This window comes from Marinobacter sp. C1S70 (genome assembly GCF_000475355.1).
GTDB classification, from domain to species: Bacteria; Pseudomonadota; Gammaproteobacteria; order Pseudomonadales; family Oleiphilaceae; genus Marinobacter; species Marinobacter nauticus.
In genome coordinates this window covers 51,826-75,925 of the sequence record NZ_AXBW01000028.1, presented here as the reverse complement: position 1 = coordinate 75,925, position 24,100 = coordinate 51,826, and the positions used below count along the sequence as shown (strand labels likewise).

Annotated in this window: 24 protein-coding genes; 17 read left to right on the top strand and 7 right to left on the bottom strand. The window is 54.8% G+C overall.

The annotated features are described in order from the left end of the window. Positions 1-19 precede the first annotated feature (19 nt). Positions 20-1,273, bottom strand: coding sequence for a lipid IV(A) 3-deoxy-D-manno-octulosonic acid transferase (waaA, locus tag Q669_RS09555; protein WP_011784320.1), 1,254 nt, complete (start codon positions 1,271-1,273; stop codon positions 20-22). Positions 1,274-1,375: 102 nt separating this feature from the next. Between waaA and lpxL the strand changes: the two genes are divergently transcribed. Genes lpxL through Q669_RS09535 form a run of 4 tightly spaced genes read left to right on the top strand, consistent with a single transcriptional unit; the run spans position 1,376 to position 5,423 of the window. Continuing rightward, positions 1,376-2,332: an LpxL/LpxP family Kdo(2)-lipid IV(A) lauroyl/palmitoleoyl acyltransferase gene (lpxL, locus tag Q669_RS09550; RefSeq protein ID WP_011784319.1), complete on the top strand. Its 957-nt coding sequence runs from the start codon at positions 1,376-1,378 to the stop codon at positions 2,330-2,332. 3 nt (positions 2,333-2,335) lie between these two features. Next, entirely contained in the window at positions 2,336-3,298 is a 963-nt protein-coding gene (locus Q669_RS09545; RefSeq protein WP_011784318.1) for a mitochondrial fission ELM1 family protein, read from the top strand. Beyond that, the gene (locus Q669_RS09540) at positions 3,295-4,413 is read left to right on the top strand and encodes a glycosyltransferase family 4 protein (protein ID WP_011784317.1); all 1,119 of its coding nucleotides are present in this window, start codon (positions 3,295-3,297) and stop codon (positions 4,411-4,413) included. The genes Q669_RS09545 and Q669_RS09540 overlap by 4 nt, the downstream gene beginning before the upstream one ends. Continuing rightward, positions 4,410-5,423 (top strand): glycosyltransferase, encoded by a 1,014-nt coding sequence (locus Q669_RS09535; RefSeq protein ID WP_011784316.1) that lies wholly within the window; start codon positions 4,410-4,412, stop codon positions 5,421-5,423. The genes Q669_RS09540 and Q669_RS09535 overlap by 4 nt, the downstream gene beginning before the upstream one ends. Here Q669_RS09535 and Q669_RS09530 read toward each other — a convergent pair. Continuing rightward, entirely contained in the window at positions 5,401-6,057 is a 657-nt protein-coding gene (locus Q669_RS09530; RefSeq protein ID WP_011784315.1) for an SGNH/GDSL hydrolase family protein, read from the bottom strand. The genes Q669_RS09535 and Q669_RS09530 overlap by 23 nt on opposite strands. A gap of 24 nt (positions 6,058-6,081) precedes the next feature. On the opposite strand from Q669_RS09530, the gene Q669_RS09525 reads away from it, so the two are divergent. The 3 genes from Q669_RS09525 (at position 6,082) to Q669_RS09515 (ending at position 9,160) form a co-directional block, all read left to right on the top strand. Then, positions 6,082-6,753, top strand: a complete 672-nt coding sequence (locus Q669_RS09525) for a YrbL family protein (protein WP_011784314.1) — start codon at positions 6,082-6,084, stop codon at positions 6,751-6,753. Between the two features lie 83 nt (positions 6,754-6,836). Further along, positions 6,837-8,255: a mannose-1-phosphate guanylyltransferase/mannose-6-phosphate isomerase gene (locus tag Q669_RS09520; RefSeq protein WP_011784313.1), complete on the top strand. Its 1,419-nt coding sequence runs from the start codon at positions 6,837-6,839 to the stop codon at positions 8,253-8,255. Then, positions 8,252-9,160: a lysophospholipid acyltransferase family protein gene (locus Q669_RS09515; RefSeq protein WP_011784312.1), complete on the top strand. Its 909-nt coding sequence runs from the start codon at positions 8,252-8,254 to the stop codon at positions 9,158-9,160. The genes Q669_RS09520 and Q669_RS09515 overlap by 4 nt, the downstream gene beginning before the upstream one ends. Positions 9,161-9,183: 23 nt before the next feature. Here the strand turns inward: Q669_RS09515 and Q669_RS09510 are convergent, their stop codons facing one another. Then, complete coding sequence (locus Q669_RS09510; RefSeq protein WP_022992060.1) at positions 9,184-10,212, bottom strand: glycosyltransferase family 4 protein; 1,029 nt, start codon at positions 10,210-10,212, stop codon at positions 9,184-9,186. 70 nt (positions 10,213-10,282) lie between these two features. Here Q669_RS09510 and Q669_RS09505 point away from each other — a divergent pair, with 70 nt between their 5' ends. Further along, positions 10,283-11,377, top strand: coding sequence for a glycosyltransferase family 4 protein (locus Q669_RS09505; RefSeq protein ID WP_022992059.1), 1,095 nt, complete (start codon positions 10,283-10,285; stop codon positions 11,375-11,377). Here the strand turns inward: Q669_RS09505 and Q669_RS09500 are convergent. From Q669_RS09500 to rfaD, 3 genes are read right to left on the bottom strand one after another with little or no spacing between them, the layout of a single operon-like run. After that, complete coding sequence (locus tag Q669_RS09500) at positions 11,361-12,110, bottom strand: glycosyltransferase family 2 protein (RefSeq protein ID WP_011784309.1); 750 nt, start codon at positions 12,108-12,110, stop codon at positions 11,361-11,363. The two genes, Q669_RS09505 and Q669_RS09500, sit on opposite strands and share 17 nt — an antisense overlap. Beyond that, entirely contained in the window at positions 12,107-13,114 is a 1,008-nt protein-coding gene (gene waaF, locus Q669_RS09495; RefSeq protein WP_011784308.1) for a lipopolysaccharide heptosyltransferase II, read from the bottom strand. Before waaF ends, Q669_RS09500 begins: the two co-directional genes overlap by 4 nt. Beyond that, positions 13,111-14,052: an ADP-glyceromanno-heptose 6-epimerase gene (rfaD, locus tag Q669_RS09490; protein ID WP_011784307.1), complete on the bottom strand. Its 942-nt coding sequence runs from the start codon at positions 14,050-14,052 to the stop codon at positions 13,111-13,113. Before rfaD ends, waaF begins: the two co-directional genes overlap by 4 nt. Positions 14,053-14,314: 262 nt before the next feature. On the opposite strand from rfaD, the gene Q669_RS09485 reads away from it, so the two are divergent. Genes Q669_RS09485 through Q669_RS09445 form a run of 9 tightly spaced genes read left to right on the top strand, consistent with a single transcriptional unit; the run spans position 14,315 to position 23,296 of the window. Next, complete coding sequence (locus tag Q669_RS09485) at positions 14,315-14,899, top strand: SIS domain-containing protein (RefSeq protein WP_022992058.1); 585 nt, start codon at positions 14,315-14,317, stop codon at positions 14,897-14,899. Then, positions 14,896-16,344 (top strand): bifunctional D-glycero-beta-D-manno-heptose-7-phosphate kinase/D-glycero-beta-D-manno-heptose 1-phosphate adenylyltransferase HldE, encoded by a 1,449-nt coding sequence (hldE, locus tag Q669_RS09480; protein ID WP_396627806.1) that lies wholly within the window; start codon positions 14,896-14,898, stop codon positions 16,342-16,344. Before Q669_RS09485 ends, hldE begins: the two co-directional genes overlap by 4 nt. Before the next feature lies 1 nt (position 16,345). Further along, positions 16,346-17,389 carry a glycosyltransferase family 9 protein gene (locus tag Q669_RS09475; protein WP_011784304.1) on the top strand — a complete coding sequence of 348 codons (1,044 nt, stop codon included), beginning with the start codon at positions 16,346-16,348 and terminating at the stop codon, positions 17,387-17,389. Next, positions 17,386-17,940: a D-glycero-beta-D-manno-heptose 1,7-bisphosphate 7-phosphatase gene (gene gmhB / locus Q669_RS09470; RefSeq protein ID WP_011784303.1), complete on the top strand. Its 555-nt coding sequence runs from the start codon at positions 17,386-17,388 to the stop codon at positions 17,938-17,940. The genes Q669_RS09475 and gmhB overlap by 4 nt, the downstream gene beginning before the upstream one ends. Before the next feature lie 40 nt (positions 17,941-17,980). Beyond that, positions 17,981-18,844 carry an aminoglycoside phosphotransferase family protein gene (locus Q669_RS09465; RefSeq protein WP_011784302.1) on the top strand — a complete coding sequence of 288 codons (864 nt, stop codon included), beginning with the start codon at positions 17,981-17,983 and terminating at the stop codon, positions 18,842-18,844. After that, on the top strand, positions 18,845-19,921 hold the full coding sequence (locus Q669_RS09460; RefSeq protein WP_011784301.1) for a hypothetical protein: 1,077 nt from the start codon (positions 18,845-18,847) through the stop codon (positions 19,919-19,921). Positions 19,922-19,941: 20 nt separating this feature from the next. Next, on the top strand, positions 19,942-20,949 hold the full coding sequence (locus Q669_RS09455) for a WavE lipopolysaccharide synthesis family protein (protein ID WP_049756919.1): 1,008 nt from the start codon (positions 19,942-19,944) through the stop codon (positions 20,947-20,949). After that, on the top strand, positions 20,946-22,193 hold the full coding sequence (locus tag Q669_RS09450) for an O-antigen ligase family protein (protein ID WP_011784299.1): 1,248 nt from the start codon (positions 20,946-20,948) through the stop codon (positions 22,191-22,193). Before Q669_RS09455 ends, Q669_RS09450 begins: the two co-directional genes overlap by 4 nt. After that, a complete protein-coding gene (locus Q669_RS09445) occupies positions 22,190-23,296 on the top strand; it encodes a glycosyltransferase family 4 protein (RefSeq protein WP_011784298.1) in 1,107 nt (368 codons plus the stop codon). The genes Q669_RS09450 and Q669_RS09445 overlap by 4 nt, the downstream gene beginning before the upstream one ends. On the opposite strand, the gene Q669_RS19300 is transcribed toward Q669_RS09445, so the two are convergent. Further along, positions 23,286-24,032, bottom strand: a complete 747-nt coding sequence (locus Q669_RS19300) for a 3-deoxy-D-manno-octulosonic acid kinase (protein WP_160170555.1) — start codon at positions 24,030-24,032, stop codon at positions 23,286-23,288. The two genes, Q669_RS09445 and Q669_RS19300, sit on opposite strands and share 11 nt — an antisense overlap. Positions 24,033-24,100: the final 68 nt, after the last annotated feature.

Here is a 24,100-nt window from a genome sequence, read left to right as displayed (position 1 = left end):
TCACCCGCGATGCCCGGGGTTACAGGCGTTCAATAATGCCTTCGACAACCTTATCAAGGGCGCCACGGTTTTTCTGAACGACACTCAATGCACGCTCTCCGTAGGCCCGACACTCCTCTTTATCAGCCATCAACTTGCTGATCGCCGTGGCCAAAGCATCCGCCCCGTCTATTACCTGAACACCGCCATCCGTCAGCAAGTGTTCAAAAATGGTTTCAAAGTTGAATACGTGGGGACCTGAAAAAACCGGTATTCCCCAGGCTGCCGGCTCCAGCGGATTATGCCCGCCCCGTTCGATCAACGAGCCTCCGACAAAGGCAATATCACTGGCACCGTAGAGCATCATCAGCTCGCCCATGGTGTCGCCCAGATAGACTTGGGCCTGAGCAGGGTCATCACCGGTCGAACGACGGGCAACAGAAAATCCCTCTTTCTCCGCCAGCTCGGCAACCAAGTCAAAGCGATCCGGATGCCTGGGCACAATAATCAGCAAAGCCTCAGGATGTTGCTGAAGTATTCCCTGATGAGCGTCAAGCAACTGCTGGTCTTCTCCGGAGTGCGTGCTGCCGGCAATCCAGACCGGGCGACCCCCAAGCTCCTCACGCAAGGCACGGGAAGCCGCACGCACATCATCCGGTATATCGACATCAAACTTCACACTACCAGTAACCTCAACGTGGGAGGCGGCAACGCCAATGCGCCGAAACCGGTCAGCATCCCGGTCGGCCTGCGCCGCCACCCAGGTAATGCTTTTCATGATCGGCGCGGCCAGCCCTTTGACCCGTTCGTAACCACGGGCAGAACGCTCGGACAAGCGCGCATTTATCAGGAAAACCGGAACTCTCCTCCGGCGGCATTGGCGGATCATATTGGGCCAGATTTCAGTTTCGAGAATAACGAGAATCCTGGGATTGATGCGGTCCAGAAAACGACGGATGGCGCCAGGCGTATCGTAGGGGGCATACGCATAGGTTACCCTGTCACCGAACATCTTGCGGGCCTGGGCCAACCCGGTATCGGTCATGGCCGTCATCAGGATGGTTGCGCCGAGATTTCTGGCAAGCAGACGCCTGACCAAAGGGCCAGCGGCAATGGTTTCACCCACAGACACCGCATGCACCCAGATAACCGGGCCAGAGATTTCGGGCACCCAACCCAGGCGATGCTGGCAGTCACGCCGCAGCGCGGGCGCTTTACGCCCTTGCCACCACAACCGGATCAGTATGAACGGCAGCGCAAGGCGAATCAGCTGGGAATAGATAAACTGGAACACGCAGGACTCCCGGCAAAACAGTGCGTTATCATAGGGCCAATTTTTCTCTGGACGGGCATCTTGCCCCCCGGAAAACCGTTTGTCGATGCAGGATTCACGATTTTGAAGAAGAAGTACCGCAAACTACCACGAAACACAGACTATTCCGCCTACCGCCATCCACGATGGTGGCCAACCTGGCTTGGCATAGCCGCGATGTGGCTAGTGGCCCAGTTGCCGCTGCGCCTGCAATGGTGGCTGGGCAAGATTGCTGGCCTGCTGGCCTGGCGGCTGGCGAAAAGCCGGCGCCATATTGCCGAAGTGAATATTCGCCTGTGTTTCCCGGAGCTGAACCAGCAGCAACAGGCCGCGCTGGTTCGCAATGCCTTTATCGCCAACGGGATTGGCTTGCTGGAGATAGGTATTGCCTGGTTTCGTGACCCAGCCAGGCTCACGGGCATCACACAAGTCCATGGCCTTGAGCATTTCGAACAGGCCCTGGCTGGCGGCAAAGGCGTCTTATTACTGGGAGGGCATTACAGCACCCTGGACCTGGGCGGCAGCCTGGTTACACAGTTCATCGAAGCAGATGTCATGCAGCGGGATCATAACAACCCGCTGATGAACGCGGTAATGACAAGAGCCAGGGAACGCCGCTACGGCACCGTGCTGGGCGCCCGGGACCTCCGGGGCCTGTTTCGCAGTCTGAAGAAAAACCGGGCGGTCTGGTATGCTACCGATCAGGATTACGGCCGTAAGGATATCGTGTTCGCGCCGTTTTTCGGCATCCCCGCCGGCACCATTACCGCCACGTCGCGAATCGCCGAACGCAGCGGCTGCAAAGTTGTTCCGTTCAGCCATTTCCGCCGGGATGGCAAACCTGGTTACGACATATACTTTCATCCGGCTTTGGATAACTTTCCGAGCGGCGACGATCAGGAAGATGCCACCCGCATCAATGCCATCATTGAAAGGGAAATCCGAAAGGCCCCAGATCAGTACCTCTGGATGCACCGCCGCTTCAAGACCCGCCCAGACAGGGATGACCCTGGTTTCTACGGGCGAAAGCGCAAGGACTAACTCGTGAGCAATCACTCGCAAGCACCGGTTGTCTGGCTGCTGACAGACAACAAGCCCGGCCACAAAAACCAACTCAAGGGGCTGGGCAATCGCCTGCGGGTGCTGACCGGCGCGGCGCTCTACTGGATCAGTGCCGAAGAATACCCGGTACCTCTGTGGCGAGCCCTGCTGGGTGTGGCCCCAGCCATGGATACAGCACTGCCCAAACCGGCCCTGATCGTGGCCGCAGGCACCGGTACTCACCGTTTATTGCTGGCACTTCGGCGCCTGGGCAAGGCCAAAACCCTGATATTGATGAAACCGGCCTTCCCACTGGGCTGGGTAGATGGCGCGATTATCCCGGCCCATGATGAGGTAAAGCCTGCTAACAATATCCTGCACACCGAAGGCGTGATCAACACCATCACACCCCTCGCCCGGCTGACCAGCAAACCGGAAGCCCTGATCCTGGTGGGTGGGCGTTCGGAACATTTCGATTGGGACGAAGATGCCATTCTGAATCAGATAAGCGACCTGATAGCCCGCTACCCTCAGTGGCGCTGGACCATCACCGATTCCCGTCGCACGCCGGAAACGACCAGCGAGCGACTGGCCGAATTGCAGAGCCCGAAAATCTCCGTAGTGCATCACACCCGTACCCACGACGACTGGCTCAGCCACCAGCTCGCTGCTTCCCGCGCAGTGTGGGTAACGCCGGACAGCATTTCCATGGTGTGCGAAGCCGCCACTTCCGGCGTGCCCACCGGCCTGCTGAACCTGAATGCGCGTGCCAACAGCCGCGTGGCGAACGGCGTAAAACGCCTGACAGAGCGGGGGTTGATTGCCCACTGGGCAGACCATGCCAGCGTGATGGCCGAACAAGCAGAAAGGCATGAACGACTCTGGGAAGCCGACCGGGCCGCCCGATGGGTGGCGGCTAACTATTTGGCTGCTTTTCAAAAATCAGGAAAGGAGGCCAGACAATGAAGATTCTCCAGGCTCTTCCTGCGCTCTATAGCGGTGGCGTGGAAAGAGGCACAGTGGAATTCGCCGCCGAGCTGGTCAAACGCGGCCATCAGTCATTCGTGGTCTCCAACGGTGGACCAATGGCCGAACAGGTTCGCGGCCAGGGCTCGACTCATATCCACATGCCCATTCACCGTAAAACACCCGCCTCGTTCGGGCAGGTTTTGCCGATGCGCAAACTGCTGCAAGAGCTCAAGCCGGATATTGTGCACGTGCGCTCCAGGATGCCCGCATGGATTATTCACCTGGCCCTGAAAACACTGCCACGGAACGAACACCCGGCCATAGTCTCGACCTTCCACGGCATGTATTCCGTCAATCCGTACAGCGCCATCATGGCCAGGGCAGACCAGGTGATAGCGGTTTCCAATTGTGTCCGGGACTACGTACTGGAAAACTTTCCTGTTCCGGAAAACAAACTGACAGTAATCCAGCGCGGCGTAAACATCGACGCCTTCCGTAACCGCGCCATCAACGACCAGTGGCTGGATATCCTGCTATCGCGCTTTCCACAACTGGCTGGCAAGAAGATCATCATGATGCCCGGCCGGATTTCCCGCTGGAAAGGCCAGCTGCATTTCATGGAAGCCATGGCCAGAATCGTACGCCAACGGCCGGACTGTCACGGCATCATCGTTGGCGGCGCAGAGCCCGGTAAGGAAAGATTTCTGCAAGAGCTGGAAAAAGAACGCAGCCGCCTGGGCCTGACCGACAAGGTCACCTTCCTGGGCCAGCGCAACGACATGACCAACCTGTACCTGCTGGCCGATGTGGTGTGCCATATGTCCACCAAGCCTGAGCCGTTCGGGCGGACAGTAACCGAAGCCCTGGCGTCCGGCACACCGGTGGTGGCCTACAACCGTGGCGGCGCCGCAGAAACCCTGCAGGCCTGCTTCCGGGATGGACTGGTGACACCAGATGATACCGGGGCGTTTGCCAGTGCCGTGCTGGGACTGCTGGATAAGCCCCGGCCGGAGATTGAGTTGCCAGAGCGGTTTTTGTTGCGGGCGCAGACGGAGGCCACGCTCGCCATCTATCAAAAACTGATGGCAGCGCGGCAGGATCTCACCCCGTGAATATTCTGATGCTGATGCTCTCGGACAATCCAGATACCGGCGGCATGGAAAAACACGCCCGTGAACTCTCCAGCGAACTGGCACGACTGGGGCACACGGTGACGTTGGCGGCTGCATCACAGCATCTCTCGGACCTTGAACCAGCGGTAAAAACGCGAGCATTGGATACAGGTGGCTCACGCAACTCTCCCTTTTTACTGCTCACCGTCCTTCGTCTAATCAGAGCCAACGGTTTCGATGTTATTCATGCACAGGGCACGAAAGCGGCCTTCGTTCTTCAGCGGCTGACACCTTTTACGAGAAGCCTGATGCGAGTAGCGACCATTCACGGCTTCAAGTCGCGCTACCCTAAAGCCGCTGCGTTTCACCAACTGATCGCCGTCAGTCAGGCCCTTGCAACGGACATCGCCCAACCGGGCGTTACGGTCATCTACAATGGCGTATCGGTTATTCCTCAGGCGCCAGCCCTGCTTCCCAAGGAAACAGAACGGCCGGTTTGGCTGGCCGTGGGCAGATTGGTGTCGGTCAAAGGCTTCGACTTTCTCATCAGAACCTTTCAGTATTGCCCGGGAACCCTGCTCATAGCGGGTGACGGGCCTGAGCGGCAGCGACTTGCGGATCTCATCAGCTCAACCCATCAGTCTGAGACGGTGAAGTTGCTTGGCTTCCGCTCAGACGTTCCCGCACTGATGGCTGCGGCAGATGGGGTGGTGATCAGCTCTGAAAGAGAAGGGTTTTCTTATGTGTGTGCAGAAGCGCTCTTGCTCGGTAAGCCCGTCATTTCAACCGACGTACCGATAGCCAACGAAATCTTGCCTGAAAAACACATCTTTCGTGGTGAAGACCCAAAGCGGTTTGCTGCTTATCTAAGCCAAGACACTTCAACATTGGTCGCCGAGCAGGCAGAAGCACAAGCATTTGCTGCTGATCAACTATCGCTTTCCAGCATGGCTAGCCAAACGCTGAATGTCTATCAGAGAGCTATCGCTAACCTTGTTTCAATACACTAATAATCTTCGCCGCAATCCGTTCATGCCCTGCGGCTGTCAGGTGAGTACCGTCCTCCATGAGAGTGAGGTCGCGATGCGCCCAGATATCCTCATAAACATCCACGTACATCACATTATCGTGGGATTCCGCAATCCTCGCTAATGCTTCGTTGTAGACTTTGATCCTTGGGTTGCGTGGCTCATCCAGGTTGGGCGCCGTTGCAACAAGAATAAAACGGGTCTTGGGCGCCGATACAATCACCTGATGAAGGTTATCCACGTATTCTGATAACGGTACCTGTTCAACAGCCCCCAAACGCTTTTGCAGCTGCCATACACGCGCCAGTTTCTTGAGCTTCTTAACCAGCTTTCTGGCCAGTTTACGCAAGGGGAAATCAGGGTAATAAAGCACATAGGGTGCCCCGCGAAACGTTAGCCAGGAGTCCACCAGACCATACTGGACAAAAGCAACAGCGTACTGTGACGCGGGGAAAGCACGATTGTACTCAAGCAGTTCACGAGTCGTGCTCATAGTGTGTCCGCAATTGGTCAGCTCAAGCGCTTCCGACTCACAAACAATCTGTGGCCATAAAGGGAAACATTCACCTTTAAGCCCTTCTGTGTTGCAATCCCCGTATGCTATTGCCCGATTCACTCTCTCGCCTCAACTAATGAAACCATGCTAGACCTGTCTGACAAGTTGCCGTTCGCGCAGGGCTACAATCGCCTGTGTTACGAACACCCGTTAGATTCAGCCCGCTGCCTGAAGATCGTTCGCCCCGAAAATATTGCAGCCCGCACCCAAAGGCAATCACGCCTCAAGCAGCTTTTAGGAACCAATCGGCTCAACGATAACACCCAGGAGATCATCGCGCACAATCAGCGTGCCATACGAGAACTGCTCGCTAAAGGTCGCGAAGATCTTGTCTGGTCGCATCTGCCAAGGTTCTATGGAAGCGTGCAAACTTCCCTTGGCGAGGCCAATGAAAGCGAACTGATTCGTTGTGCTGATGGCAATGTTGCGCCAACGCTCGAAACACTGATGCAAGACCATGGCCTGACACCGGAACTGGAAACAGGCATCAGAGAATTTCTCGACTGGCTGAAACAAACCCGAATACTCACCAGAAACCTGCTCCCTCATAACCTGGTCGTCACGGATCGGATTGGCCGCACTCAATTGTTTCTGGTGGATGGTCTCGGGGCGCCAACGATCCCCCAGGCGCTGGCGCCGCTACCGGGCTGGAGTTCACATTACATAGATAGAAAGATCGACAGGTTCAGAAAACGACTGGCCTGGGAACAAAACGGCGAAGGTCTATCCTGGGAAGATTTCCAACGCCTAAGATAAAACCGTTAAGATCTGCGTGTTAACATATAGTGTCAGTGATTCTTAGCCGAATTGGCAACAATTCAACACCCTGGAGCGCGCACATGATTCACCCCGTCATTATGGCCGGAGGCACCGGCTCTCGCCTTTGGCCGTTATCCAGGCAACTGAACCCCAAGCAGTTCCTGAAACTGACGGACCAACATCTATCCATGCTGCAGCTGACCGTGGCGCGGCTGGATGGTATGGAATCCGCCGATCCACTCCTGATCTGCAATGAAGACCACCGTTTTCTGGCGGCTGAGCAAATGCGCCAGGCGGGCTACAAAGATGCCCGAATTATTCTGGAGCCTTGTGGACGCAACACGGCACCGGCCATCGCTCTGGCAGCCCTGCAACTGGTCAAGAACATCGATGAAAACCAGAACCCGCTGATGCTGGTTCTGGCCGCAGACCACCTGATCAAAGATATCGCTGCGTTCCAGAGCGGCATCCAGAAAGCCATACCCCTGGCTCAGCAGGACAAGCTGGTGACCTTCGGCATAGTACCCGGCCATGCGGAAACCGGTTACGGCTACATCCAGCAAGGCCCGAAATTGGCGGACGACAGCTTCAGCGTTAGCCGGTTTGTAGAGAAGCCCGACCAGACTACCGCGGAAGAATACCTCGCATCCGGTGATTACCTCTGGAACAGTGGCATGTTCCTGTTCGGCGCCCGCACCTACCTTCAGGAACTGCAGAAACACCGCCCGGACATTCTTGCGATCTGCCAGGCAGCGCTGGACGACGCCAGCGAGGATCTGCACTTCACCCGCGTGAATGAAAGCGTATTCGCCGAGTGCCCGGAAGATTCCATCGATTACGCCGTGATGGAAAAGACCGATAACGCCGCCGTGGTAGCGCTCGATGCCGGCTGGAGCGATATCGGCTCCTGGTCCGCCTTGTGGGAAGTTTCCGAGAAAGACAGCTGCGGAAACGCATTCAGCGGTGATGTCATTGCCCATAACACAGAGAGCACTCTGGTCCGGGCAGACAGCCGCCTTGTGGCCACGGTTGGCGTGAAAGATCTGGTGATCATTGAAACCAAAGACGCCTTGCTGGTCGCCCATAAAGATCAGGTCCAGGATGTCAAAAAGGTGGTTGAACGCATCAAGAATGATGGTCGACACGAGCACATGAATCACCGGGAAGTCTACCGGCCCTGGGGTGTATATGATTCCATCGATAATGGCCACCGCTACCAGGTGAAACGCATCACCGTGAAGCCCGGCGCCAAGCTGTCTGTCCAGATGCACCACCACCGGGCAGAACACTGGATTGTCGTCAGCGGCACCGCAAAGGTAACCAATGGCGAGGAGTCGTACCTGGTGACCGAGAACCAGTCCACTTACATACCGGTCGGCCAGATCCATTGCCTTGAAAACCCCGGCGTTATTGATCTGGAACTGATTGAAGTGCAGTCCGGATCCTATCTGGGCGAAGACGATATTGTACGATTCGAGGACCGGTACGGCAGATCATGAGCAAATTCAAGTATTACCTGATTGCCGGCCTGTTGCGGATGGTTAGCTATTTACCCCTGGGAGCCGCACAGTTCATCGGCAAATGGCTGGGGCTCCTGGCCTGGAAACTGGGCGGCAGGCCAAAGAAGATCACCGACATCAATCTGGACATCTGCCTGCCGGAACTCACCGAAGAGCAGCGCAGGGACCTTTCCAGAGACTCCCTGGCCCACACCGGCATGACGGCCCTGGAAATTCCGCTGATGTGGGAGTGGCCCGTAGATAAGTGCCTTGGGTTGATCAAGGAAACGGAAGGCCTGGAGCTGGTTGATGAGGCCCTGGCGACCGGCAAAGGATTGATCTTGCTCGCGCCCCACCTTGGCAACTGGGAGCTGGCCGGCCTGTTTTTCTCTTCCCGCTATAAGATGGCCGCGCTATATAGCCCTCCGCACATCAAGGAATTCGAAGATTACATGATTCGGGTGAGGGGGCGCCTGGGCTCCGAACTGGTACGCGGCGACCGTAAAGGCCTGATGCGCCTGATGGGCATTTTGAAGGAAGGTGGCGTAGCCGGCATTCTTCCCGACCAGTCTCCCCGGGGCAAAACCAACGCCTACGCGCCCTTTTTTGGCATGGACGTGATGACCATGACCCTGGTCGGCAAGTTGGTACAGAAAACCGGGGCCAATGTTCTGGTGACCTACGCCGAGCGCCTGCCCAACGGCGAAGGCTTCAAGATTCTGGTCACTCCGGCGGAGCCTGGCATTGGTGCCGATGATGCAGTGGCCGGCGCCACCGCATTGAATCAATCCGTGGAAAAGGTGGTACGAATGGCCCCTGAACAGTACCAGTGGGAGTACAAACGTATGCGGCACCGGCCGCCGGGGAACCCGAATCCTTATAAGCCCGGGCAGATTTGCGACTAACCGCCCGGCTGCCAGGAACTACCTTAGGATTGCAAGGTTGCGGAGTAGAGTCCCAGGTAACGCTCCGCTACCGACGCAGGGCTGAACGCTGTTAATCCAGCCTGGGCAGCGTCTGCGAAAGCGGCGGCCTGCTCAGGGCTATCGAGGATAAACTGAATCGCCGAAGCCAAAGCCTCCGGGTCACCCGGAGATACCAGAAGACCATTCGCTTTATCGGAGATCAGATCAGGAATGCCTCCGGCTTTGGCCCCAACCACCGGCACACGATGTTGCATGGCCTCAAGAATCGTTGAGCCAAGCCCCTCGGAGAGTGAGGGGAACACGAAGACATCCAGAGCTGCCAACCAATCCCCGACGTTATCTTTATGCCCCAGAAAACTGACGTTGGGCAAACCCTGTGCCTGGGACTTGAGCCACTGTTCATCTGGCCCTTCTCCCAGGAAAATGAACTGCACGTCTGGCCTGAGGCTGCCCAGCAAACGCGCTGCCTCAATCGTGATGTGATAACCCTTGTGCTTCAGGAGGCGCCCCACTTGGCCAACCAGGCGTTTGGCGGGATACTGCTGCCGGATAGCTTCGACGGCGTCTGGTGCGGCGGGAAAGCCTGAGAAACTCGAGGGAATGATGACAGTGTCCACGCGGCCCAGTCGCTGTTGTACAACTGATTCAATGGCCGAACTCAGGCAGACGACGGTCGCGGCTCCGCCATAGGCCGCAGACGTCAGGCGCCCGGTTCCGATGGGATTATCGACTCGCCGTGTGACGACGTAAGGCGTTCTACGCAGGCGGGACTCGATCCAGGCCCAGTAGACTGATTTACCGTCGTGGCAATGAACGAGGTCCCAATCCCCCTTGCCGTGGCCCAGCAGAAAATGTGCAGTCTCTCGCCTACCGAGCGATTGGATGCTTTCCAGCTCAGCCCATAGACGACTCCCCGGCCGGGCCACCAGCGATTGCTGAATGCCACGCTTCGCCAGCTCCCGAATCAGGTTTACGGTCTGTCGCTCACCACCGGAAAAACCTCCGGCCAGATTTACGTGGCAAATGTGCATACCAACTCGGCCCCGTCGATGTTTTAATGGCGGCAGTGTAAGAGATCGACCATGAAAAGGACATAACACTGTGAAGCTACTTGTAATCAGCTCCTATGTAGATACCTGGAACTCTGTTCGGCCAGAAGCCGAAATGCTGATCGGGCTGGCAAAATTGGGTGTCGAAGTTGAGCTGATGACACAACCGGATGCGGAGTACCGCTCCCGATTTGAAGAAAACGGCATCAAGGTACACGGTTTCCATCCCCGAAAGAAAATAGAGCCTGAAGCCATTCGTCGAATTCGTCACCTCCTGATCGAAGGCAAGTTTGACGCCGTGTACTGCTTTAACAACAAAGCCATCGCTAACACCAACCTTGCGGCAATCGGCCTGCCAGTCAAAGTTATGACCTATCGAGGCCAAACCGGCAATATCAGCCGCTGGGACCCAAGTGGCTACCTGACCCACTTAAGCCCACGGGTGGATCGAATTATCTGCGTTTCCAAAGCAACCCGCGATGACCTACAAAAGCACGTCTGGGGCAACAAAGACAAAGTTTGTACGGTCTATAAAGGCCACGATCTCGACTGGTACCAGGATACTCCGGTAGACCTCAAACAATTCGGCGTACCGGATGGCGCCTTTGTGGTTGGGTCGGTGGCAAATATCCGCCCCAGAAAAGGACTGCCAATTCTGCTGAAAGCCACACACCTTTTACCCGCGGACAGCAACATCCACCTATTGCTCGTGGGCCGGGGAATGGACAATCCAGAGGTTCAGACTCTAATCCAGGCCAGCCCGATGGCCGACAGAATTCACCTGACTGGATTTAGAAAAGACGCGCCGGCCATCATTGCGTCCTGCCAGGTATCCGTGCTGGCTTCAACCAAACGGGAGGGGCTTCCAAAAACGGTGATTGAAGCTATGGCCTATGGCGTTGCACCGATCGTCAGCGATACCGGAGGGAGTGCAGAGCTCATTGAAGATGGTGTATCCGGCATACGCGTAACGCCCGGTAGCGCTGAAGAAATTGCTGCAGGCATTCAGCGGCTACATGAATCCCCAGAGCTATGCACCAATATGGGTCAAAGCGCCCAAAAAAGAATCGCCTCGCACTTTCATGTACAGCAGTCGTCTGAAGCCCTTTTGAAGGTGCTGAACGAAACCGTCAACGGCGAGTTTTAATCCAGAGCGCTGCGTATTTGTTAAAGGCATAAATGGCGGTGGTGACGGCCAACAAAAACCCATGCCGGCCGTCCAGAAACCCTCTTTGAAGCAGATACTTTCGGACAAAGGCGCCAACGCCGTGGATGCATGCAGAGAGCAGGGATGCTGTCTTGCCGCGGCGGGCCCGCCCTTCGGCCCAATCCTCAGCATAGCGAACGGATTTCGCCATATACTCCGGGAAATTAGTGGCAGTATAGTGCAGAAGATCCCCTTCAAGCGTTTCCACGCTGGCATCCGGACAGTGCACCTTTTCGTGCACCAACGCATCGTCATACCGGTATTCTTCGCGGCGGTATAACCGAACCACTTTATCGGGATACCAGCCGGAGTGCCGGATAAAGCGGCCAAAAAACCACGACAACCGCTTTACCTGAAACACCTGCTTCGCCCTTGCCTGCTCGATGGCGTGCTGAATGGAGGAGGCCAGCTCAGGGGTGACCACTTCGTCGGTATCGATCCAGAACAACCACTCGCCCTGTGCGTGGCTTTGGGCCCTCTGACGCTGCGGACCAAAGCCTGGCCAGTCGTCCGATTTGAAAATGCGCGCCCTGAATCGCTCGGCGACGGCCAGCGTATCGTCCGTCGAACCAGAGTCCAGCACTACAATCTCATCGGCAAAAGCCAGACTCTCCAGGCATTTGGCAAACTCAGGCCCTGCGTTCTTAGTGATCAGTACCGCGCTGAGTTTCACTGGCAAGCCTCCAGAACCCGCTGCACGGAAATACCGGTCAAGCAATTGTAATGACCAAAACGGCAGGTCCGCTCAAAGCAGGGACTACACTCCACCGGATGCCGGACAATCGTCGCCTTATCCGTCAGCGGAGGCGTGAAATCCGGGCTGGTGGAACCGTAGATGGCAACCACATCAGCACCAGAAGCGGCGGCCACGTGCATCAAGCCGGAATCGTGACTGACCACTTTGCGGCAATGACTGAACAGGTCCACGGTATCTTCCAGGCGGGTTTTGCCACAAAGATTGAACACGCCTTTCTGACCATTGGCAATCTGGTCACCCGGCTCCACATCTTTCGGACCGCCCATAACCCATACTTGAAAACCCTGCTGTACCAGTTTTTCGGCGAGCGCCCGGTGGCTTTCAAGAGGCCACTGCTTTGCTGGGCCGAACTCCGCACCAGGGCAGATGGCAATGGCGGGGCGTTCCGGGTCCAGGCCCAGCTTGCCCATCACGTCGTTCAGGTTTGTCTTGTTAATCGTCAGTGACGGTTGTGGCACATCAAACTGATAGGTTTCGTAATCCGCCTTGCTGGCCCCAAGCCCCATGTAACGCCACACGGTTTTGTCAGTGATGGTAGAGCCGTCTCGAGTCGGGTGTCTGCGCCGGGCATCGGTCAGCAGAATCGAGCGTCCTTCCCCACTGAAACCAACCCTCTCGGGAATGCCTGCAAAGAAAGGGATCAAAGAGGACTTGAACGAACGCGGCAGGACAATGGCTTTATCATACCCTTTTAGCATTCTGGCCAGTCGCCACTGAGCCTTCAGGGCCAGCTGACCACTTTTCCAGGGTGCCGCGATGCCTGTGTTGACCTCAGGCATACGCGCGATGATCGGGAGCGACCACCCGGGAGCCAGCACGTCGATTTCTGCTTGCGGGTCCTGTTGTTTGAGGGACATGAACAGCGCCTGGGCCATGACCATGTCACCCACCCAGGACGGCCCTACCACCAGGTATTTCATCGGTCCAGCCAGGCCAGATAGCTCTCAACACCACTGGCCACATCAGCAAACTCAGCGGTGTAGCCAACATCACGCAAAGCGGTAATATCGGCCTGGGTAAAGCTCTGATAGCGCCCTTTCAGCTCATCCGGGAAGGGAATGAACTCAACACTGCCCTTGCCGTGGTAGCGGATAACAGCCTGAGCCACATCCAGAAACGACTGGGCGCGCCCTGTACCCAGGTTGAAAATGCCGGACTGTTCGGGGTTGTCGTAGAACCAGAGGTTAACCTTGCAGACATCATCCACGTAAACGAAATCCCGCTGCTGACCACCATCAGAGTAACCATCCCACCCCTCGAACAGCTTGGGGTTCTGGCCGGCCTTGATCTGCTCGTGCAGGTGATAGGCAACCGAAGCCATCTTGCCCTTGTGCTGCTCCCTGGGGCCGTACACGTTGAAGTAGCGGAAACCAACAATCTGGCTGCGGGCGGAGGGCAGAATCTTGCGCACATACTGGTCAAACTGCCACTTGGAATAACCGTAAACGTTCAGCGGCCGCTCGCACTCCCGCTCTTCACGGAATTCGTCACTGGCACCGTAGACCGCCGCGCTGGACGCGTAGAGGAACGGCACCTTGCGATCAAGGCACCAGTGCAACAACACCTTGGAGTAGGTGTAGTTGTTCTCCATCATGAACTTGCCGTCCCACTCGGTGGTGTCTGAGCAGGCACCTTCATGGAACACGGCACGGATACCCATGGGCAAATCGTTGGCTTTCACCCGTTCCAGAAACTCACCTTTGTCCATGTAGTCCGTGACATCTAGCTCCGCCAGATTCCGGAAACGGGTACCGTCGGTCAGATCGTCCACCACCAGAATATCGGTTTCGCCACGCAGGTTAAGGGCGTGAATAATGTTGGCTCCAATGAAACCGGCACCGCCAGTGACGACAATCATGGTAAGGCTCCTGAAATTTCTGTGCGGACAGGCCAGAAGATGGCCACTGTGTTCAGCCATAATACTAACCTCTTTTGTACCTGCCTAAAACAACCAGAGCCCGAGCGGCCATCGGCCAGAAGCATGATGAACACTGGATTAACGGGCGGTTAGCCTGTGAAAAAGCATATGGGACGCCTGTTGCGGCCATGATACACTTCGCGATTGGAACTGGTGCTGCCGCACCGGGTCGACTTTGGGATTGTTCATACCGGAGGCTCACATGTCCCAGCCAAGCAGTTACCTCGCCACCCTGGAACGGCACCGCAAAACTTTTGCCGTGATGGAAGAACACCAGGAAGCCGTCGAGCAACTGTTGGAGCTGACGCGCCAAAGCCTGAAACGGGGCGGCAAGATCATCTTTCTGGGCAACGGTGGCAGTGCCGCAGATTCGCAGCATTTGGCAGCCGAGTTCATGGTCCGCTATAAAAAAGAGCGCGGCCCCCTGGCATCCATCGCCCTGACCACAGACACCTCCATTCTGACGGCACACCCGAACGACTACGAATTCGAGACCGTATTCGAGCGGCAAGTTCTGGGGCTGGGCAAGCCGGAAGACCTGGTGATCGGCCTGACCACCTCCGGCCAGAGCGAGAACATCAACCGTGCCCTGAAAGCCGCAAACGACCTGGGCGCAGCAACCGTTGCCCTTACCGGCCGGGACGGAGGCAAAGTCAGAGACATCGCGAAGCTATCTATTATTATTCGTAGCGACGAAACCGCCCGTATCCAGGAGGCCCATATGTTCATCGGCCACTGGCTGTGTGAAGCGATGGATGAGGTGGTGCTGTCCGGAGGCCTTGACTGATGCTTGACCTGGCCCGGCTGGACCAGCTTCAGAATGCTTCTGTTCTGGTGATCGGCGATGTGATGCTTGACCGCTACTTCATTGGCGACACCAACCGCATATCACCAGAGGCGCCGGTGCCGGTGGTGCGCGTTGCCCACACCGAAGACCGTGCCGGTGGTGCCGCCAACGTTGCCAGGAACATTGCCCACCTCGACGGCCAAGCTGCCATTCTTGGCATCATCGGCAACGACACAGACGGTCGTTTGCTGAAAGACCTCCTTATTAAGGAGAAAGTCCACTCCGAACTGCTGGAGCTGGACGACGCCCGCACCATCTCCAAGACGCGAATCATTTCCCGCCATCAACAGATGGTTCGGCTGGACATGGAAGACACCTTCCCCGTCGCACAGGCCGAGAGTGTCAAGCAACGCTATGCCGAACTGATCGAGCAATACAACACGGTCATCATCAGCGACTACGCCAAAGGCACCCTCGCCTGTGTTGGCGACTTGATCCAGGCTGCGCGAAAGGCCGGCAAGCAAGTGCTGGTGGACCCGAAAAGCAAAGACTTCTCCCTGTATCGTGGCGCAACTGTCATTACCCCGAATCTGAGTGAGTTCAAGGCCGCCGGCGGAGATGCCTCCTCAGATGACGCCATGCTGAGCTCGGCCCGCGCCATGCTGACCGACGCGGGCATCGATACCATGCTGCTGACCCGCAGCGAGCAAGGCATGAGCCTGATCACCCCGACGGAGCACCACCATTTCCCGGCGGAAGTCCTGGAAGTGAGTGACGTCACCGGTGCCGGTGACACCGTGATCGCCACCCTGGGCACCCTGCTGAGTGCCGGGTTTGATCTGAAAGACGCGGCCTGGCTGTCCAACCTTGCGGCCGGCATCGTGGTGGCCAAACTAGGCGCCGCAACCGTTTCCCCGGAGGAACTGGCGGCCCGCGCCAGCCATCAGTGGTCGGCCAAGACCAGCGGCTACCACCCCAGCGTCGAGCAGAGCCTGCTGCACATTGACTACGCCCGCCAACAGGGCGAGCGGATTGTCTTTACCAACGGCTGCTTCGATATCCTGCACGCCGGCCATGTGCGTTACCTGGCGCAGGCTAGGGCTCTCGGTGACCGGCTGGTCGTGGGGTTAAACTCCGATGCTTCCGTGCGTCGCCTTAAAGGCGAAGAACGCCCGGTAAACTCGCTGGAAGACCGGATGGAAGTGCTATCCGCCCTGGCTTGCGTGGACTGGGTCATCCCCTTCGGTGACAACACTGTGGAGAACGACACCCCCGAGCAACTCATCAAACGGGTGAATCCGCAGGTGCTCGCCAAAGGCGGCGACTACTCCATCGACACCATCGTCGGCGCGGACTTTGTTCAGGAAAACGGCGGTGAGGTTGCCATCCTGCCCACGGTTGAAGGCCGTTCCACCACCGGGCTGATCAAGAAAGTTCGAGGCTGACTTGTCTGCGCCACGCTCCATCTGCCTGCTGCGCCTGTCGGCCATCGGCGACACCTGCAACGCCGCTGCCGTAGTGAATGCCATCCGGCAACATTACCCGGAAGCTGAGATCACTTGGGTGATAGGCAAGGCCGAAGCCGCGCTGATGGCAGGCATGGACGGCGTCAACTTTGTCGTGTTTGACAAGAAGCGGGGCATGGCCGCGTACCGCAACCTTCGGCGCCAACTCCAGGGCAAACGATTTGACGCCCTGCTACTGATGCAAGTCGCCCTGAGAGCGAATCTCGCCAGCTTGTGTATTTCCGCCAAGCGGCGAATTGGCTACGACAAAGCCAAAAGCAAAGAGCTGCACAGCCTGTTTATCAACGAGCGGATCGAGCCAACGGACAAGGTCCATGTGCTGGACAATTTCCGACAGTTCCAGAAATCGCTGGGCATCCCACTCGAAGAGCCCGACTGGAACATTCCGGTTAATGCGGAAGACAGGGGCTGGGCCAAAGCCCAGCTCGACCCGAACACCAGCAAACACCTGATCATCACCGCCGCCGCCTCCAACACCGAGCGGAACTGGCTGCCAGACCGATACGCCGCGGTAGCCGACTACGCCGCCAGTCAGGGTTTTTCCGTGTATCTGTGTGGCGGGCCGGCCGATTATGAAAAGCAATTGGCTGCCAACATTCAGGCCCATGCCAAACATTCCTTGCACAATCTGGTTGGCCAGTCGAGCCTGAAGCAATTGTTCGCCCTGATTGGTGAGGCCAGCCTCGTGCTCGCACCAGACACCGGCCCGGCCCACATGGCCGTTGCTGCCGGCACACCCGTTATTGGCCTCTACGCTCACAGCAACCCGAAACGTACCGGCCCCTACCTTTGGCAAAACTACGTGGTAGACGCCTATACCCCCGCACTGAAGCAGACGCGAGGCGAGACCCCAGAGCAGAGCCGCTGGGGCCAGAGACTCAAGGGCGCAGAGTTGATGGAAAACATCACGACAGAACAGGTTATCGACATGTTGGACCGCTGTATTCAGGAACAGAACCTATGACCAACAAAGCCGTATTTCTGGACCGGGATGGCGTGATCAACGTGGATCACGGCTATGTATACCGCAAAGAGGATTTCGAGTTTGTAGACGGGATTTTCGAAGCCTGCCGGCATTTTCAGGAAAGGGGCTACCTGTTGATTGTCGTCACCAATCAATCCGGCATTGCCCGAGGTATGTACTCCGAAGCCCAATTCCGGGAACTCACAGATTGGATGGTGGAACGCTTCAAGGAACAGGGCGTGACCATCTCCAAGGTTTATCATTGTCCGCATCATCCGGATTTCGGACCTGCAGGTGAACGAGACTGTGACTGCAGGAAGCCGAAGCCGGGGATGATATTGAGGGGGATTGAGGAGTTTGAGCTGGACCCGGCGGAGTGCATTATGGTCGGGGATAAACCAAGTGACGTTGCAGCAGCGGAACGAGCCGGTATCGGCACAAAGGTAAGGGTGTTGACCGGCAGCCTCTTTGTGACGTTGTCGAACAACGAGGCCTCACTATCTCTGCTAACGCATGTTGACCAGATTATCCACGATAGATCATCGGTCTAGTGTGATTACATAAGACCAAATAGAAAGCTAAGGAGCGGGAATGCTACATCAGCCTTCAATTGAGATTTCTGGCAATTCGGGATGCACCGTAAGGCTGCTTACTCATGACCAGCGAATCATGGTTGAAAAAGAATGCGCACTCCCGTCGTATATTCCGCGTCTCCAGGCACAAATTCGCAAACAAAACGACTTCCGACACGCACTTACGAACCCTGCCATAATAGTCCCAGAACTCTATGATGAAGCGGATAATCCCGGCCTCTATTCCGCACGAATGGAATTTCTACCCTACCTGAACTTCATCGACTTCCTTGGCGTTTGTTCCGTGCCTGCGTTAATGCAAAGTATCAAAGCAATCGAAGGCTTCATCGATCACAACCTGCGAACCGACTACCAAACAGTTAATACGTCGGCTTTGTTAAAGCTGGATGAAATATCTCGCAACATTTCAGGGGAGCCTCAAAAACAAGAGATCGACCAGCACTTCGGGAATAAATTGCGAAACCGATTAACAAAAAAAGAAATTAATATTCCGAATGGTTGGTGTCACGGCGATTTTACCCTGTCCAACATCGTTTTTTCTGCCAATGGTGATTGCATCGGCCTATTCGATTTCCTGGACAGCTACATCGATTCCCCAATCATGGACCTAGTCAAGCTTCGACAGGATACACACCTTCACTGGTCTCTCGCCAAATCCAAAAAGCCATTCTCTCATCTTCGAGTCTGCCAAGGCCTCCGGCAATTGGATATATTTACAAAAAGTAAGCTTTCAGCTCTCGGAATCTCCGGGAAAGAGTACAACATACTCCAATCTGTCAACGTTCTAAGAATTTTGCCGTACGCCAACGACACAACCACTTTAAATTTCATTCAAACATCCCTGAAGACTCTGGAGGACTAAATGCACCTTATTCTGCCAGTTGCTGGAAGCTCATCACGGTTCCCAGACATGAAACCAAAATGGCTCCTTACTCACCCCAGGGGCCACATGATGATTGTCGAAGCGATCAAAAAGCTGGACCTGGATAAATTTGAAAGTATCAACTTGATCTGCTTACAGGAGCATGAAGACAAACATTCCGTACGAGTCGCGATTGAAACTCAGTTTGATGAAATTGGCCACAGAGACAAACTTCGTTTTATCATGCTGGAAGAACGCACACGAAACCAGCCCGAGACGGTTTATCAAGGACTCAAGACTGCGGGCATCACCGGTCCAATATTCATTAAAGACTCTGACAACCAGTTCTCTGCTCCCGTTAGGGAGGGAAACCACGTCTGTTGTCTGGATCTCCACGAGCTAGAAACCGTTAACGCACGAAACAAAAGCTATATAGACATTGATGAATACGGCTTTGTCCAAAATATTGTTGAGAAAAAGATCGTTAGCTCAACGTTCTGTGTGGGAGGTTACGTTTTTGAGTCAGCCCAAACATTTATGGACACTTATGAAAAGCTGAGCAGCGACTCGCCCGACCTTTACATATCTAATATCATTTATCAGATGCTTCTCGACGGCCACACTTTCAACGCCCTGCATAGTGAAGATTATTGTGACTGGGGAACGATTCGCGAGTGGAATCAATATAAGGCTCAATACTCTACGCTTTTCGTAGACCTTGATGGAACCTTAGTAGAGAATTCGGCCCAGTACAACTCTCCATATTGGGGCGAAACCGATGGTATAACAAAGAACATTCAGGTCCTGAACAAACTCCACAAATCTGGGAAAGTCCAGATAATTATCACTACGTCGCGAAAGGAAAGCTTTCGAGAAGCGACCATCCAGCAACTTGAGCGATTAAATATTCCTTACGACGATATTATTTTTGGCCTGGTGCATGGCCGAAGAATCGTAATCAATGATTACGCCAGAACAAACCCGTTCAAGAGCTGTGACGCGATAAATATCAAACGAAACAGCGACGACCTAAAAGAAATGCTTGAAGAGTCTATTGGCTTCGATATTGGCATATGAAACCTGATACGAGCATGAGAATGAGCGACTTTTCTGACATTAGCGTGGTTGTCCAGGGTCCTGTTCAAAGCTTTCAAGACCGCGAACAAGAACCAGGCATTACCCAAAAATGCCTGGAGTCAGTTCGACGGCATCTTCCTGGCAGCACCTTGATTCTCTCAACATGGCCCGGCCAGGAGCTCGCTGGACTCGATTTCGATCGGCTCGTTATTTCCGACGATCCAGGGTCTAATGTCAGGTTTTTTGGAAGGGACGGCGCACCACATCGTTTCAATAATAACAGGCAGATAGTTTCAACCCGTGAGGGCCTGAAAGAAGTCACCACAAAATACGCCGTCAAATTACGCAGTGACAACTATCTGACGGGAAATAACTTCGTAGCCCTGCAACGAGCATACCCCAAAAGAACCTCAACGCATTGCTTTCTGAAAGAGAGAGTTGTCGTCTCAAACGTGTTCACAAGACAGTATGCCAAAGGATTCCGGGTACCCTTCCACCTCTCCGACTTCTTCTATTTTGGCTTAACCGAAGATTTGAAAGCCCTTTGGGATCTTGCCCTTTTTGACGACGCCCAGGACCCGATTCGTGATAGCGAGGACACTCTATTTACAGATTATCCGCCCGATTGCACCCAGATGTTCTGGATAAAAGCCCTGAGGAAATTTGATTCATCATTAAGTATCAACGGCTTACTTGACAGATCGCCCCTCAAGATGAACCAGTCTGATCTGTGTTTCGCCAACAATCTGATAATTGCCTCCCCTCCAGAGCTCGGTTTGGGGCTTTGCCAGAAATTTCTCGGAACCGCCCGAATCTCACGTACCAAAGGGCAATGCGCCCAATGGCAACACTGGGAATGGCAAGAGATTTATCGCCGTTACTGTGACCCGGACTTCCCTAAAGCACCAGCTTCAGTGAAGGCAAACCTGTTTCTGAAACGCTTGGTCCATGTGCATCCTGTCAAGCTGGAGACCCTCTTCAAACTCCACAAAATCAGACGCATCAGTGAGTCAGGCAGCATAAAATGACCCCAGTTCAAAGTGGCCTGGCATCCACACTCAAATATTTACTGCTTATCGTCATTGGCACCTTCCCTGCACTCAGCGTCATCGTTGATGGGTACGGCAGTGCCCTTTGGTATCTTTTGGGTCTCGTGGGAATCGTCTCATTTGCGATCAGCGCCAATGTGCGAGAGAGACTCTGCTTTGAACCAAAAGCCCTGCTATTCGTTGCCACGCCTTTTCTCTTCTTTGTGTGGTCAATCATTATTTACTGGCTCGTTGATCCCAGCGATTTCGCGAAATCCCGTGTCGAGCGACATGCCCTGCTCTTGATCAGCATTCCTGTCATCGCACTCCTGTTTCATGCGCGGTTCCGGTCAAAAGATCTGTTACTGAGTTTTTCCCTGAGCGGTCTGGTGTTTCTGGGGTATTGGATTGTGCACGATGGCGAGGGCAGGTTAGACGGACTGGTTCATGCCATCCATTTTGGCAATATCGCCCTAATTACCTTGATACTCTGCGTTGGAGGATTACTCACCCAGAGCAAACGTCACTGGTATGTGATAGCCGCGGCGGGAAGTGTTGGCGCACTGATAGCCTTTATGGAGTCCGGATCCCGGGGCGGCCTCGTTGCACTATTTCTGGCACTCCTCGCTGTTGGGTTCTGGTTCAGCGTTACTCGAAACCAAATTCGCTACTTCGTCATTACGCTCGCGCTCGTCGCGTCTGCTGCCATCGTCTCAGTCAAGTATGTTGACCCTATCTCCGAACGATATGAGCTAACCCTGAGTGAGCTGGATAAATTTTCAGAAGGTCAGTTGTACACCTCCATGGGAATGCGCTTGCTCATGTGGGATGCAGCATTGAATGTGATTACCGAGGCACCTGTTATTGGTTCTGGTTTCTCTGGATACCGAACCGAAATCCTTACCCGGATTTCAGAAGGGCACCTAAAACCACTCATGTCCGATTTTTCTTCCGAGCCTCACAATCAATACCTGTATCAGCTTGCATCTCACGGCCTGATAGGTCTGTTTCTTTTGCTATTAATGCTGACTCTTCCCTTGTTCTACCTGGCCACACCTCGCCCTGGCAGCCATCGGAACCACCATATTCTCCGTGTTACGCTGGCTGTGATTTTTCTATCCTTCATCTTCTTTGGGCTTACAATCACCCTGTTTGATCAGAGGAGAGTTATTCAGAACTATGGTTTGTATTATGCTATTGCTGCGTGGTTCATCTGTAACACTCACAGGAAGAATCTAAATTGAAAGCCGTCATCGCTATCAGACAAATTCAGAGGTACACAGGTGCTGTTCGGAATGTTATTGAACACTGCCAGTACCTCAAGGCGTTGGGCTATGACATTACGATCATCGCAGAACGCTATAACCGAAAAATCCTGGATGAATGTGGAGCGGATTTCGTTCGCATCATGCGATGGCCAATCAAAGGAGCCTATCGCAGAACCTGGTTTGATACGCGAGTACAACGCTGGTTAAGAGCAAACTCTTTCGACCTCTTTTTCAGTCATGGTGACAGCCACAGCAACGACATCTTGGTGATGCACAACTGTGTCAGGTTGCATGAAGAAAAATGCGGCACTCCGGAGCTTGATGTAGCAGCCTTCCACGACTCCGTTATCTCCGATGGAGATTACCGGGTACTCATCACCAACTCCAAACTTATGGCCGATGATTTCCATCGCCGATATTCAGTACCCGAAGAGAAGCTACGTGTTTTCTACCAGGGCGTTGATACCAGTCTGTTCAGTACATCGGGCAAAGAGGAGCTACGGAGAATAGCTCGCCGAGAGTTGCAGATACCGGAAACCTCCACGGTTGTTGGGCTGATCACGTCCGGAGACTTTACCAAGCGAAACGTTCACTTCTTTCTGGAGATCGCCGGATTTCTCGCAGCAAACACATCTTTGCCTATTGAATTCCTTGTCGTGGGAAAATCAGACCGTACTCGTTTTGCCGAACAAATATCTGCACACGACTTGCAGTCCCGGATTCGATTTATTGACCCGGTACCAAACGTTCACGAATTGTTTCATGCCTTGGATTTACACATCTTCCCTGCCTTACTTGAAGAGTATGGCCGTGTAGTCCTGGAGGGATTGGCTTGTGGAGTACCGACGATCGCAAGTGACAACGTCGGCGTTGCTGAGTTGATGCGGGACAACTCAGTGCCAGAAGTAATAAGCGGATACAACCTGGAGGACTGGGGAAAAACCGCGCAGAACATTCTGACAGACCCCGGCGCCGGCAGGCGGGCCAGTCAGGCGGCGGCATGTCTTGCCCAAACGTATTCAATGGTGAATCAAAAACACGCTATGCAGGATCTCTTGAGTTCTCTCATTACACGTTAGTGGAGACGTTGTACCCCTCAAGGAAAAACTGCCATTGGCGCTCCAGTTCGTCACCATAAGCCTTGTTCAGGGAACGCTTCAACCGACCTACAGTATTGCCTTTCCAGGAGGTGCGATACGGTGATAGAGGCGCTCGAAGCTCACCTTTATCAAAATCGATCAGGTGGATTGAGGTCTCTCCGACCAGAATATTGAAACAGTTCAAATCCGCGTGATACACACCCGCATCATGGAATTGGCGAATCACTTGCCCGATTTCGCGCCAACGGTGCTTGTCCAAGGCTAGAGCAACATCCCCTAATGGGCGAACACCGTGAAGGCGTTCGATGATAATGGCCGAGGAATAAAACAATCTTCTGCGCTGGTACATAACAGCCACAGGCTCAGGTACAGGCAGTCCCAAAACACGAAGCTGGATTAACAGCCGGAATTCAGCGAACGAGCGAACGTGCGCCTCGCCTGCGTACAGGTACCGGTCATGTATCAGCTTTCCAGCCAGTCCTCCCCGACGATAATGACGAAGAACCCAATGCTCAGGGCTGCGCTCAACAAACCAGGCACTCCCACGCCCTCCCGACGAAACCGGCACCGCACGCTCACCCCAATAACCAGGGTCAAACCAATCAGGGTCGAACTGCCCTGCCCACCCAGGCACCACCAGTGCGTTGATGCCATCGCGTTTTATATGTACTTCCGTATCTGAGCCCACCACTGAACCTCTCACAAGGCCATTCACCAACAACTCTAATAAAAAAGCCGCCCCACGGGAAACTTGGGGCGGCTTCTACACTGATCGAACACGAT